This window comes from Serratia sp. BIGb0234, from assembly GCF_024809915.1.
GTDB lineage: Bacteria > Pseudomonadota > Gammaproteobacteria > Enterobacterales > Enterobacteriaceae > Serratia > Serratia liquefaciens.
In genome coordinates this window covers 326092-338600 of sequence record NZ_JANUEI010000001.1, presented here as the reverse complement: position 1 = coordinate 338600, position 12509 = coordinate 326092, and the positions used below count along the sequence as shown (strand labels likewise).

The 12509-nt window shown below is 56.6% G+C and carries 13 protein-coding genes; 11 read left to right on the top strand and 2 right to left on the bottom strand.

Annotated features, from left to right (window positions below):
- Positions 1 to 113 precede the first annotated feature (113 nt).
- Positions 114 to 1268 carry a pyridoxal phosphate-dependent aminotransferase gene (locus M2407_RS01780; RefSeq protein WP_201895611.1) on the top strand — a complete coding sequence of 385 codons (1155 nt, stop codon included), beginning with the start codon at positions 114 to 116 and terminating at the stop codon, positions 1266 to 1268.
- Between the two features lie 42 nt (positions 1269 to 1310).
- Complete coding sequence (locus tag M2407_RS01775) at positions 1311 to 2090, top strand: ABC transporter substrate-binding protein (RefSeq protein WP_122077700.1); 780 nt, start codon at positions 1311 to 1313, stop codon at positions 2088 to 2090.
- 36 nt (positions 2091 to 2126) lie between these two features.
- On the opposite strand, the gene ddlA is transcribed toward M2407_RS01775, so the two are convergent.
- Positions 2127 to 3230, bottom strand: coding sequence for a D-alanine--D-alanine ligase (gene ddlA, locus M2407_RS01770; RefSeq protein ID WP_115059531.1), 1104 nt, complete (start codon positions 3228 to 3230; stop codon positions 2127 to 2129).
- Positions 3231 to 3397: 167 nt separating this feature from the next.
- Between ddlA and M2407_RS01765 the strand changes: the two genes are divergently transcribed.
- The 6 genes from M2407_RS01765 (at position 3398) to M2407_RS01740 (ending at position 9605) form a co-directional block, all read left to right on the top strand.
- Positions 3398 to 3601, top strand: coding sequence for a ParD-like family protein (locus M2407_RS01765; RefSeq protein ID WP_020825782.1), 204 nt, complete (start codon positions 3398 to 3400; stop codon positions 3599 to 3601).
- Positions 3598 to 4392, top strand: a complete 795-nt coding sequence (gene map, locus M2407_RS01760) for a type I methionyl aminopeptidase (RefSeq protein ID WP_046374205.1) — start codon at positions 3598 to 3600, stop codon at positions 4390 to 4392. Before M2407_RS01765 ends, map begins: the two co-directional genes overlap by 4 nt.
- Positions 4393 to 4511: 119 nt before the next feature.
- Positions 4512 to 6230, top strand: coding sequence for a D-lactate dehydrogenase (dld, locus tag M2407_RS01755; protein ID WP_259216621.1), 1719 nt, complete (start codon positions 4512 to 4514; stop codon positions 6228 to 6230).
- A gap of 208 nt (positions 6231 to 6438) precedes the next feature.
- Complete coding sequence (locus M2407_RS01750) at positions 6439 to 6864, top strand: PAS domain-containing protein (protein WP_020825779.1); 426 nt, start codon at positions 6439 to 6441, stop codon at positions 6862 to 6864.
- Positions 6865 to 6869: 5 nt separating this feature from the next.
- Positions 6870 to 8411, top strand: a complete 1542-nt coding sequence (locus M2407_RS01745; RefSeq protein ID WP_259216619.1) for a sulfite reductase flavoprotein subunit alpha — start codon at positions 6870 to 6872, stop codon at positions 8409 to 8411.
- Between the two features lie 342 nt (positions 8412 to 8753).
- Positions 8754 to 9605, top strand: coding sequence for a DMT family transporter (locus M2407_RS01740; RefSeq protein WP_259216618.1), 852 nt, complete (start codon positions 8754 to 8756; stop codon positions 9603 to 9605).
- A 53-nt stretch (positions 9606 to 9658) separates the two neighbouring features.
- Here M2407_RS01740 and M2407_RS01735 read toward each other — a convergent pair whose 3' ends face one another.
- Positions 9659 to 10249, bottom strand: a complete 591-nt coding sequence (locus M2407_RS01735) for a Yip1 family protein (RefSeq protein ID WP_020825776.1) — start codon at positions 10247 to 10249, stop codon at positions 9659 to 9661.
- A 204-nt stretch (positions 10250 to 10453) separates the two neighbouring features.
- Here M2407_RS01735 and M2407_RS01730 point away from each other — a divergent pair, with 204 nt between their 5' ends.
- The 3 genes from M2407_RS01730 (at position 10454) to M2407_RS01720 (ending at position 12403) form a co-directional block, all read left to right on the top strand.
- Positions 10454 to 10924: an acyltransferase gene (locus tag M2407_RS01730; protein WP_259216616.1), complete on the top strand. Its 471-nt coding sequence runs from the start codon at positions 10454 to 10456 to the stop codon at positions 10922 to 10924.
- Entirely contained in the window at positions 10921 to 11463 is a 543-nt protein-coding gene (locus M2407_RS01725) for a GNAT family N-acetyltransferase (RefSeq protein WP_046374208.1), read from the top strand. Before M2407_RS01730 ends, M2407_RS01725 begins: the two co-directional genes overlap by 4 nt.
- Positions 11464 to 11566: 103 nt before the next feature.
- The gene (locus tag M2407_RS01720; RefSeq protein WP_046374209.1) at positions 11567 to 12403 is read left to right on the top strand and encodes a DUF1460 domain-containing protein; all 837 of its coding nucleotides are present in this window, start codon (positions 11567 to 11569) and stop codon (positions 12401 to 12403) included.
- Positions 12404 to 12509 lie beyond the last annotated feature (106 nt).

The window sequence follows — 12509 nt, the reverse complement described above, 5'->3', positions numbered from 1 at the left end:
AAGAGGAATCAGTCATGATCTGAGTGCATGGCAAGTATGACAAACTTTCCCTTGTTGGCCTACCGTCATTGATGCTTAATCAAGCGATATCCCCCTATCCCCTGGAGCCACTCATGCAGAGCGCATGCGCACTACGCTCGAAGTTGCCGGACGTCGGCACCACTATTTTTACCGTTATCGGCCAGCTTAGCGCCGAACATCAGGCCCTGAATCTGTCGCAGGGCGCGCCAAACTTCGCCTGCGAACCGCAATTGGTAGAGGCAGTGTCGCAAGCCATGCGTGCAGGACATAACCAGTACGCACCGATGAGCGGCGTGGCAGCATTGCGTATCGCGCTGGCGGATAAAGTTGAACGTTTATATGGCGCACGCTATGACGCTGACGAAGAAATCACGGTCATTGCCAGCGCCAGCGAAGGGTTGTATTCCGCCATCAGCGCACTGGTGCACCCTGGCGATGAGGTGATCTATTTTGAACCGGCGTTCGACAGCTATGCGCCGATCGTGCGTCTGCAGGGCGCCACTCCGGTGGCGATTAAACTGTCGCTGGAAGATCTGCATATTGACTGGGATGAGGTCGCTGCGGCCATCAACAGCAAAACGCGGATGATCATCGTCAACAGCCCGCACAACCCAACGGGCAGCGTATTCGGTGAACATGATATCGAACGGCTGACCGCCCTGACTCGCAATACCGACATCGTCATTCTGTCCGACGAAGTTTACGAACACGTGGTGTTCGACGGCGATATTCATCACAGCATGGCACGCCACCCGCAGCTGGCCGAACGCAGCGTGATCGTTTCGTCGTTTGGCAAAACCTATCACGTCACCGGCTGGCGCGTCGGTTACTGCATGGCACCGGCGGCGCTGATGGACGAGATCCGCAAGGTACACCAGTTTATGGTGTTTTCCGCCGATACCCCGATGCAGTACGCCTTCGCCGAAGCCTTGGCTAACCCGCAAAGTTATTTAGGGCTGGCGGCTTTCTACCAGCAAAAACGCGACCTGCTGGCGAACGCCCTGCAAGATTCGCGCTTTGAATTACTGCCCAGCCGTGGCAGTTTCTTTATGCTGGCCCGCTTTAGCGGTTTCAGCAGCGAAAGCGACAACGATTTTGCGGTGCGTCTGATCCGCGAAGCCAAAGTCGCCACTATCCCGCTGTCGGCGTTCTACAGCGACGGCACCAATACCGGCATTATTCGACTGAGTTTTTCAAAAGATAACCAGACCCTGCTGGAAGGCGCACGCCGTCTGTGTCAGGTGTAATGCATTCACTTTTGCTTTGACCATGGGAAAAGGGCTCTGAATATGAAATCACTGAAAACGTTGATCGCCGCAGGCTGCCTGCTGGCCGCCGGTTCCTCGCTGGCGGCGGAAAACACCTTGCGTTTTGGCCTGGAAGCGCTGTACCCACCGTTTGAATCCAAATCTGCCAGCGGTCAGCTCGTCGGTTTTGATATCGATCTGGGCAATGCCGTTTGCGCCGCCGCCCAGTTGAAATGCAGCTGGGTTGAAACCTCTTTCGACAGCCTGATCCCGGCGCTGAAGGCGCGCAAGTTTGACGCCATCAACTCGGCGATGAACGTCACCGATCAGCGTCGCCAGGCCATCGACTTCACCGATTCAATCTATCAGGTACCGAACCGCCTGATCGCCAAGGCCGACAGCGGCCTGTTGCCGAACGCCACCTCGCTGGCAGGCAAACACGTCGGCGTGCTGCAAGGCTCGATTCAGGAGACTTATGCCAAGGCTCACTGGGCACCGCAGGGCGTGGACGTGGTGTCTTATCAGGATCAGAACCAGGCCTATCTGGACCTGACCGCCGGGCGTCTCGACGCCACGCTGGTGATGGCCCCGTCGGGACAAAGCGGTTTCCTGGCGCACCCGGACGGTAAGGGCTTTGCCTTCGTCGGCGATGCGGTCAGCGACGACAAAATCCTTGGCGAGGGCATTGCTTTCGGCCTGCGTAAAGGCGATGAGGCGCTGAAGAAAAAACTGAATGAGGCGATCGTCAAAGTGAAGCAGCAAGGCACGGTGAGCGAGCTGGCGAAGAAATATTTTGGCGATATTGACGTAACGGTGAAGTAAAAATCAGGGGCGAAAATCGCTTCGCCCCTGACTGTTTTAGCGATCGAATACCGAACTGTTCAACGCACGATCCTGCTGATGGCGCTCCAGCGCCAGCTCAATCAGACGGGTAATCAGTTGGCTATAGCTGATGCCGCTGGCGGCCCACAGTTTGGGATACATGCTGATATTGGTGAAGCCCGGCAGCGTGTTGATCTCGTTGATCACCACGTTGTTGTCCGGCGTCAGGAACACGTCCACGCGCGCCAAACCGAAACATTCCAGCGCCCGGAAGGCTTTCAGCGCCACCTCACGGATTTTGTCGCTCACCTCCGGCGTAATCGCCGCCGGTACCACGACCTGAGCACCCTGCTCGTTGATGTATTTGGTGTCGTACGAATAGAAGGCGTCGCTCAGCACGATTTCGCCACACAGGCTGGCCTGCGGATCATCATTGCCCAGCACCGCACACTCGATTTCGCGGCCGACAATCGCCGACTCCACCAGCACCTTGTGATCGAAACTGAACGCCAGCGCCACTGCGGCCTCATAGCCGTCGCGATCCTGCACCTTGCTGACGCCCACCGAAGAGCCCTGGTTAGCCGGTTTAACAAACAGCGGCAGCCCCAGGCGTTCGCTAAGCTGTTCAAACGTGAATTTGGCGCGGTTGCTGCGCGTCAGGGTTACAAAGGGCGCGACCGCCAGCCCGGCATCACGCAGCAGGCGTTTGGTGACGTCTTTGTCCATGCTGACCGCAGACCCCAGCACGCCAGCGCCGACGAACGGCAAATTCGCCATCCGCAGTAGCCCCTGCAATGATCCGTCTTCCCCCAGCGTGCCGTGCACTATCGGGAACACCACGTCGAGCTGGCCCAGCGCACCGGCGCTGCCTGACTCGATCAACTGCTGTTTTTCCTGACCAGGGATCAGCGCTACATTTTTATTTGAGCGGTTCAACGCAATCAGCGCCGGGTTTTCCGCATTCAGCAGGTAGTTGGACGCATCGTTGATGTGCCAATGCCCCTGCTTGTCTATCCCCAGCAATGTGACGTCAAACTTCTCTTTGTCTATGGCATCCACAATGTTTTTTGCCGACTGCAGTGAAACCTCATGCTCCGCCGATTTACCGCCGAAGATCACCCCAACACGTAATTTGGTCACGCCCTAATCCTTCTGAAAAATCATGGCAAAAAAGTCGCTTATCACAATAAACGCATTGCCCCGTGGCAGCAATCGTTGCAACCCTGAAAATGACCACCCCACGGAATGCCAAATTGCGACCATCCAAAACGTATACACTTCGTATATTACTCACTGAGGAGCAGCCTATGGGCATTGTGAAAATTTCAGACGCGCTGCATGACGATCTGCGCCTCGCCAGCCTGACGATGACGCGTTCGATCAACGCGCAGGCGGAATACTGGATCAAGATCGGCATGCTGGCGGAGTTCCATCCGGAACTGACCTATCCCCAACTGGTAAAAAAAATGATGAAAGATAACGCGATGACGTTAAAGGAGATTGTCGGGTGAAACAGATTGTGATCAAAACACCGGAAGAGATTGTCAAAATGCGTCACTCTGGCGCGCTGCTGGCAAAGGTGTTTGCTATGCTCGATGAGGTGATAGTCGAAGGTATCTCCACGATGGAGATTAACGACCGCGCCGAAGCCTTTATCGTTGATGAGCTGAAATCACGCCCGTCTACAAAAGGACAGTACGGTTTTCCCTATGTGCTCAATACCTCGATTGACGAAGTGATCTGTCACGGCGTCCCGTCGGTCAGCAAAATACTGCGCTCCGGCATGATCGTTAACGTCGACATTACGCTGGAACACGACGGTTATATTGCCGACTCCAGTAAAATGTACTGCATTGGGCAGATCACGCCGCTGGCCAAACGGCTGGTGAATAACGTGTATGAGTCGATGTGGCAAGGCATCCGCGTGGTGAAACCGGGCGCGACGCTGGGGGATATCGGCCATGCAATTCAACAGCATGCAGAACAGGCCGGATACAGCATCGTGCGGGAGTACTGCGGCCACGGTATCGGCCGCGAGATGCACGAAGAGCCGGCGGTAATGCACTTTGGCAAACCGGGTACCGGAATGGTACTGCAGGAAGGCATGGTGTTTACCATCGAGCCGATGATCAATCAGGGCGACCACCGCATCAAGCAAAAGAAAGACGGTTGGACAGTGGTTACGCGCGACAAAAAGCTGTCTGCCCAGTGGGAGCACACCGTGGCGGTCACCGCCGACGGCGTGGAAATCCTGACGCTGCGCGACGAAGAGCGCCAGGCTGGTTACAAAGAACGATACTAAGTTATTAAGCCATTAAGCTACCAAGTTAATGACTTACTAAATTAATCACCTCATGGATTTCACCGGGCAATCGACAAGGCTGCCCGGTGGAAAACGATGGGGACGACAGGGAGATCGGCATGACGCAGTCCACCAGCGCCACCAACCAGGCGTTTCTCAGTAAACTCAAAAGCATCGTCGGTGGCCCGCAGCTGCTGACCGGTGAACGCAGCACCGAACGTTACCGCAAGGGCTTCCGCTCCGGCGAGGGCCAGGCGCTGGCGGTGGTGTTCCCGACACGCCTGCTGCAGTTGTGGCAGTTGCTTGAGGCCTGCGTCTCCGCCGATAAAATCGTCATCATGCAGGCGGCGAACACCGGTCTGACCGAAGGTTCAACGCCCAGCGGCAACGACTATGACCGTGATATCGTCATTATCAGCACCCTGCGGCTCAACCATGTGCAGGTGCTGGACAATGGCAAACAGGTGGTCGGCTTCCCCGGCAGTACGCTCAACCAGTTGGAAAAATTGCTCAAGCCTTATGGCCGCGAACCGCATTCGGTAATTGGCTCGTCCTGCATCGGTGCTTCGGTGATCGGCGGCGTGTGCAACAACTCCGGCGGTTCACTGGTCAAACGCGGCCCTGCCTATACCGAGATGGCGCTGTATGCCCAACTGGGTGAAGACGGTCAGTTGCGTCTGGTTAACCATCTGGGCATTAACCTCGGGGACACGCCGGAAGAGATCCTTACCCGCCTGGAGAAAGGCGACTACCGGCAGGAAGATGTCGAGCACGGCGAACTGCGTGCCTCCGACAATGAATACGCCAGCCGCGTACGCGACGTTGATGCCGATACGCCCTCCCGTTTTAACGCCGACAAGCGCCGCCTGTACGAAGCCTCCGGCTGCGCAGGCAAGCTGGCGGTATTTGCCGTGCGGCTGGACACCTTCGAGAAAGAAGGCAAAGAGCAGGTGTTTTACATCGGGACCAACGACACCGCCGTACTGACCGAACTGCGCCGCCACATGCTGAGCAAATTTGACAACCTGCCGGTTGCCGGCGAATACATGCACCGGGATATTTTTGATATCGCCGAAGTGTACGGCAAAGACACCTTTATGATGATCGATAAGCTCGGCACCGATCAGATGCCGACCTTCTTCACTCTGAAAGGCCGCATGGACGCCAGCCTCAACAAGCTGCCGTTGCTGCCGCATAACCTGACCGACCGCCTGATGCAGGGCCTGAGCCATCTGGCGCCCAGCCACCTGCCTAAACGCATGAAAGAGTATCGCGAGCGCTTTGAACACCACCTGCTGCTGAAAATGGCCGGGCCGGGCGTCGAAGAGGCGCAGCAGTACCTGAGCCAATACTTTGCTCAGGCCAACGGGGCGTTCTTCGTCTGCACCCCGGATGAAGGCAAGAAAGCTTTCCTGCACCGCTTTGCCGCCGCCGGAGCCGCGGTGCGTTACCATGCGGTGCACGCCGACAAGGTCGAGGATATTTTGGCGCTGGATATCGCGCTGCGCCGCAACGACACCGACTGGTTCGAAACCCTGCCGCCGGAAATCGACAGCCAACTGGTGCACAAGCTGTATTACGGCCACTTTATGTGTCACGTCTTCCATCAGGATTATGTGGTGAAAAAAGGCGTCGACAGCCATGCGCTCAAGGAAAAGATGTTGGAGATCCTCAACCAACGCGGCGCGGAGTACCCGGCGGAACATAACGTCGGCCATCTGTACACCGCCAAGCCGGATCTGCAGGCGTTCTACCGCAGCGCCGATCCCACCAACAGCTTTAACCCCGGTCTGGGCAAAACCAGCAAGCGGAAGCACTGGGCCGGTAACGGTCAATAACCTTCTTCCCTCAGGCTCGCCGCTGTACGGGCGAGCCCTCCTTCAAGATGCTTCCCTCTTTTGCAATCTTAAAGATGCATTTTTATTGCAACTTTAAAGTCTGCTGATTATTATGCGGTGTAAATAAGAATCAATAACAAATTTGTCATGACGGATACGTGACATCTGCCGTGACGTTCACCGCAAAATTAATGAGAAGGAACCTACCATGAGCCAGACCCTCGATTCCGCCCAACTGCTGTCTGCACTGGACAAAGTGATGGTGATCTCTACCACCGACCTGCAAGGCACCATCACCTATGTCAACGACCTGTTTTGCCAGCTCACCGGCTTTACCCGGGAAGAACTTGTAGGGCAACCCCACAACATCGTGCGTCACCCTTCCGTCCCCAAGGCCATCTATAAAGAGATGTGGGATACCATTAAAGCCGGAAATATCTGGACCGGCATCATTCCCAACGTTGGCAAGGGTGGCGTGCTGTATGTGGTCGACACCACTGTGCAACCGCTCTATGACGCTCAGGGCAAAATCGAGGCCTACATCAGTATCCGCCGTGTGATCAACGATCTGATGACCGATTTCGACTCCGTCGAATTCTCCAAAGAACAGTTCGACAACCACTACGATAAGTAAGAAACATGGCCGATATCATCGAACGTATCCTGATTGGCTACGGTTCGGAATCGGGCAAAGCCCAGGCGCTGGCTACGCGCTTGGGCGAGTTACCTTTTCTGCACCCTTACGCCCCCACCCTATTGACCCTCAACGAAATTTCACCGGCAAACCTGGGGAAAGGCGACCTATTGCTTATCGTATCCAGTTCGTTTGGCGACGGGGAGCCGCCCGCCAACGCCGAGCTTTTTTTCGACGTTCTGACACACACGCCAAACCTCGCGCACCTGCGCTACGCCATTTTCGGCTTGGGCGACACGGCGTACCCGCGTTTTTGCGGTTTCACGCAATGGCTTGACGCCGGGTTGTCCGAACGCGGCGCGCAGGCCATCGTCAACCGCGTTGATGCCGACCTAAACTTCGAGAGCTTTTTCACTACCTGGTCAGCCGTAGTGGAACAGGTGATTGCGGGGGATTGGCAGGCCGGTCGCGATCTGCATCTGCGCGTCACCGCCTATGGCGAGGACAATGCTTTTGCCGCCGGCCTGCTGGAGCGCCGTTCGCTCAGCGCTCGCGCGCCGCATGCCTGGCATCTTCGTCTGGATATCAGCGGCAGCGGCATCGCCTACCGGGCAGGCGATACGCTCTACCTGTTGCCGGAAAACGACGAGGATTTACTGCTTCGTCTGTCAGCCTGGTTCGACCGGCCGGAGGCCGCAGAGGCGTTGCGCCGCCGGGAACTGCGCCAAATAAGCAAAGCGATATTGCGCGAACTGGCGCAGCTTACCGGCAGCGAAGACCTTAAGGGGATGCTGAAAATCCGCCAGCGCAAAGCGCTGGAAGCCTACCTGTACGGCGCCGATCTGCTGGACGTGCTGCAAGAGTTTTGCACGCCGCAGTCGGTCACTTTGGATGATCTGCTAACGCTGCTCCCTGCCTGCTTACCGCGCGCCTATTCGATCGCTTCGGCTTCGCGAGAAGACAGCCTGGATTTGTGCGTTCGCGAGGTTCGCTACGAGCGTAATGGGCGCGCCCGAAACGGCACGGCCACCGGCTGGTTGCTCGATAACCCGGGCCCCTTCCGTGTCTTCTGCCGCGCCAATCCCAACTTCTACCTGCCGCCCGATCCGCAAACTCCCGTGCTGTTCATCGGCACCGGTACCGGTATCGCCCCGTTGATAGGCTTGCTGCGTGAAATGGCGATCGACGGCGGACAGCGAGAAACCGCCTTAATCTTCGGCGAAAAACGCCGCGACGAAGACTTCCTATACCGCGAAGAGCTTGAGTCGCTGTGCAAGGATGGCGTACTGAATCGGCTCATTACCGCGTTTTCCCGCGATGGTGCCGCCAAATACTACGTGCAGCACGCGATCGAAGAACATGCCGATTACGTGAGGGAACTGTTGCTAAAGGGGGCACACATCTACCTGTGCGGCAACCGACAGTATCTTGAAACCGCCGTCGCGCAGGCGCTGGAAAAGGCCTGTGCTCCAGGGGACGAAACCGCGACGGACAGCCTGTGGCAAAGGCTGACGCAACAAGGGCGTCTGCATCTGGAGTTGTACTGAGAACGGTTGCGGAGTGCGCCGTTTTTAGGTTGCGCCCTCCGCCAAACTTGACTATCTTGAAGAGGTTAATCACTCCCTGTATTCAGGAATATCCATGACAGAGTTTGCGCACGCTACCGATCCTGCGAACACGCCGCTTGCGGCCGTCGTTCTGCTGTGCGCATCCTCAGCCCCACCCGCCGTTTTCTCTGTCGTTACCGCGGTAGCCGCTTACCCACCACACGCCGTGGTTGTGCGTTAAGCCAAACCGAATTCCTCACCTCCAGCTTTCCTTGCTTTGCGCTCAGGCGTAGAACGCCGCGCGTGCTGGAGCTTGTTATTTTCACGACAGGTGAAAACAAAATGCGATTGATTTCTCACTGGACCAACGCCGGCCTGGCTACGCTATTCGTTCTGCTCTGGAGCAGCGGCGCAATTTTCTCGCGCTGGGGGTTGGAGCATGCTTCCGCCTTCGCTTTTCTCTTCTTTCGTTGCGCCATCGCACTGGCGCTGCTGTTGGCTATCGGCCTGTGGCAACGGCAGTGCTTGCCGGCTCCGGGCACCCGTCTTCGGGTGGTGCTGATCGGTCTGCTGATGATCGGCAGCTATCAGATTTGTTATTTGCTGGCGCTGGAACAGGGCATTACCCCCGGCGTGTTGGCGACGCTGCTCGGCGTTCAGCCGATACTCACCCAGTTCATTACCGAACGCCGCTGCTCAGGGTTGCGCGGCTTGGGCCTGCTGCTGGCGATGGCCGGACTGACGCTGGTGGTGTATCAAAGCCTGATGATTGCCCACTTCTCACTGGCCGGTATGCTGTGCGCCTTTATCGCGCTGGGCTGCATGACCGCCGGGACTTTGCTACAAAAAGGGCTTAGCCAACCGCCGCTAGCGGTATTACCGCTGCAGTATGCGGTTGGGCTGCTGATGTGTACGCTGGTGCTGCCGTTTGAACCGCTGCGGGTCGATTGGGGCCTGGCATTTGTTCTGCCGCTGCTGTGGATGGCGGTGGTGATTTCGGTGTTGGCCACCTTCCTGCTGTACCGGCTGATCCAGCGCGGCAATCTGGTGCAGGTCACCAGCCTGTTTTATCTGATCCCGGCGGTTACCGCCCTGCTGGACTATCTGCTGCTCGGCCACGCGCTGGCGGCCATCAGCATGCTGGGCATGGCAGCCATTCTGCTCGGGGTGATGCTGGTGTTTCGCCAACCTTAAATAGCAAAAGCCCCTCACGCCAGGCCGGCGTGAGGGGCTAACACTCAATCACTTCAGAACAACCAGGAACCATACCCCCACAGCAGCACCGTAACCCCAAGCAGTAACTCAAGCAGCAGGATGCCGATGGCAAAGGTAGAGCTGGAGAAAATAAAACCTTCTTTACTGTCGATATTCAGGAAGTGAGGTATGCCCAGGTTCAGCAGATAGCCTGAATAACACAGGCCAATCACGCCGACAAACAGACACAACCACACCACGGGATATAACGCCACGATGCCGCTGAGGAACATCGGGGTGGCGACATAACCGGCGAACACCATGCAACGATGCAAGCTGGGACGAACCTCATAACGGCGCGCCATCCAGTGGATCACTTTCCCCATGATAGCTACGCCTGCCAGCATCAGCAGGTAAAACGCGACCGCCGTATAGGAAGCCGTAAACATATCGAGCCGGATAGCGTGCCCTTCGCCGGAAAGCCAGCCCAGTTGGGTGGTACCGATAAACGCGCAGATCACCGGGATCAACGCCAGCAACAGCACGTGGTGGGTGTAAAGGTGCGAGACGCTTTCGTTCTCGCTTTTAATGTGTTCGAACTCGGTGCTTGGATGCGCCAGAAGTCCCCAAACATGATTAACCATGAGACACCTCCTCCATCGCCGTAGGTCGCGATCGGCGAACGAATTTACCCCTCTGACGGATTGCTAACCGTGCGAGGATTGCGGCCACGGGGCTCTCTCCCCTGTACTAATTATAGTCTTTCGCTGAAAAAACGTTCAGAAAGCGCAGACGCGGCGGCAGTTTGTTTTATAATTCCCGCCTGCTTATCCGCCGTGAGGAATGCCATGTCATCCGCCATCAAGATTCGCCAGGTCGGCATCGTCGATGTCGACGCCGGGCAAAATGTCACCGTCGTAGAGCCCTGTAATCTGTACGGCTGCCGACTCGGTGACGGAGTGTTCGTCGGCCCCTTTGTCGAAATCCAAAAAAACGTCAGCATTGGCGCCCGCAGTAAAATCCAGTCTCATAGCTTTATCTGCGAATATGTCACCATCGGCGAGGACTGTTTTATCGGCCACAACGTGACCTTCGCCAACGATCTGTTCAAAGATGGCGCCCCCAATGCCGATCCGGCAAGCTGGGGCCGCACGCGGATTGGCGACAGCGTCTCCATCGGGTCCGGCGCCACGGTACTGGCGGTGGAAATCTGCAGCGGAGTGGTGATCGGCGCCGGTGCGGTGGTCACCCAAAACATCACCCGCAAGGGGATTTACGCCGGCAATCCAGCCCGCCTGCTAAGAGAACTGACCCCATGAGCGAAGCGATTCAAATTACCCCGGTGACCCAGTTGCCCGACGGATACTTGACCGGCTGCGACTTCAGCTTTCAGATTGCCCACTACGCCCAGCCGATTTTCAACGCGCCGATTGACAGCTGGCCGCTGCTGCCGGTGACGCCGTTTCGCAAGCACTACCCGCTGGCACCGTTCGTCAATGATGAAAGCGAAACCTTTCTGGCGCGTCATCGCGGGGAGGCGGTTGGCCATATTACGCTGAGCAATAACTGGAATGGCTATGCGCTCATCGAGGAGATTGTCGTCAGTGCTCATGTGCGCCGACTCGGCGTCGCCACGGCGCTGCTGGAGAGCGCACGACTCTGGGCGCAACGTCACGAAACCGCCGGGCTGATGCTGGAAACGCAAAACACCAATTTGCCTGCCTGCCGCTGCTACCAGCGCTTTGGGTTTATCCTCGGCGGCATCGATCATCTGCTGTATCGTGCTCAACCTGATATTCCCGATCACGAAATTGCCCTGTTCTGGTATTTGCCGTTTAACAGCGAAATCGGGTATTAAGCGATCGCCGAACGTTGAGGCTATGTTTAAACATTAACCATCCTGGCCATGGTGAGAACTGTTATCATTTCTACTATCACAAGCCGAACCATTGGAGGGTAAAATGTACAAGGTAGTTTCAATGATATTGGCTATTGCGCTTAGCGGTTGTGCAGATAAAATTCCGGTCGGGCAAACACCTGAACCCATCACTACCCCACCTGCAGATCTCAAGGCCAGCATGGACAACGACACGTTAAACAAACTCAATGAGCTTCTCGCCCTGCGCGCCAAGGCAACGCCCGAACAACGGCAGGATAACGGCCGCATGATCGACCTGCTGTCGCGGCCTTTCCTCGGTACGCCCTACGTCGCCAACCGGCTGATTGGCTCGCAGACTACGCCGGAAGAACTGGTGATCGACTTCCGCGGTCTGGATTGCTTCACCTACATCGATTATGTCGATGCGCTGCGCCAGGCCAACAGCCAGGCTGACTTTGTACAGCGGCTGATTCAAATCCGCTATGCCAATGGCGATATCAGCTTCCTGAAGCGTAAACACTTCTTCACCGACTGGTCGCATCAGGCCAAAACCAACGTAACGGACGTTACAGCCACGCTCAGCCCGCATACCGTGACGCTGGTGAAAAACCTCAATCAAAAATCAGACGGCAGCAGCTATCTGCCAGGGCTGAAAAACGTTCGACGCAGCATTACCTACCTGCCCAGCGAGGCGATTGACGACAAGGTTCTGGCCCGGTTGCACACCGGTGATTACATCGGTATTTATACCAACCTGGCCGGTCTGGACGTCACCCATACCGGTATCTATATCATGACCGAAAACGGCCCAGTATTGCGTAATGCCTCGTCGCGTAAAGAGAATATGCAGGTGGTGGACTCGCCGTTTATGGAGTACGTCCAGGCTACGCCAGGCATCGTGGTGCTGCGCGCCAAATAACATTCCCCTCCCCCTTCAGGCTTTGCGCTTGCCGCTAACGGCGTAGCGTTTTGCAAGAGGGGGATTTAAAACTTCCCGTTATGAGCTATAAGCGTTTGTGCTGAGC

Excerpts from the sequence above, each read along its gene's own strand:
- M2407_RS01725 (WP_046374208.1), top strand. The coding sequence starts at position 10,921 with ATGAGCGAAGCGATTCAAATTACCCCGGTGACCCAGTTGCCCGACGGA.
- M2407_RS01735 (WP_020825776.1), bottom strand. The coding sequence starts at position 10,249 with ATGGTTAATCATGTTTGGGGACTTCTGGCGCATCCAAGCACCGAGTTC.
- M2407_RS01775 (WP_122077700.1), top strand. The coding sequence starts at position 1,311 with ATGAAATCACTGAAAACGTTGATCGCCGCAGGCTGCCTGCTGGCCGCC.
- M2407_RS01740 (WP_259216618.1), top strand. The coding sequence starts at position 8,754 with ATGCGATTGATTTCTCACTGGACCAACGCCGGCCTGGCTACGCTATTC.
- M2407_RS01750 (WP_020825779.1), top strand. The coding sequence starts at position 6,439 with ATGAGCCAGACCCTCGATTCCGCCCAACTGCTGTCTGCACTGGACAAA.
- M2407_RS01765 (WP_020825782.1), top strand. The coding sequence starts at position 3,398 with ATGGGCATTGTGAAAATTTCAGACGCGCTGCATGACGATCTGCGCCTC.
- M2407_RS01780 (WP_201895611.1), top strand. The coding sequence starts at position 114 with ATGCAGAGCGCATGCGCACTACGCTCGAAGTTGCCGGACGTCGGCACC.
- dld (WP_259216621.1), top strand. The coding sequence starts at position 4,512 with ATGACGCAGTCCACCAGCGCCACCAACCAGGCGTTTCTCAGTAAACTC.
- M2407_RS01720 (WP_046374209.1), top strand. The coding sequence starts at position 11,567 with ATGTACAAGGTAGTTTCAATGATATTGGCTATTGCGCTTAGCGGTTGT.
- M2407_RS01730 (WP_259216616.1), top strand. The coding sequence starts at position 10,454 with ATGTCATCCGCCATCAAGATTCGCCAGGTCGGCATCGTCGATGTCGAC.
- M2407_RS01745 (WP_259216619.1), top strand. The coding sequence starts at position 6,870 with ATGGCCGATATCATCGAACGTATCCTGATTGGCTACGGTTCGGAATCG.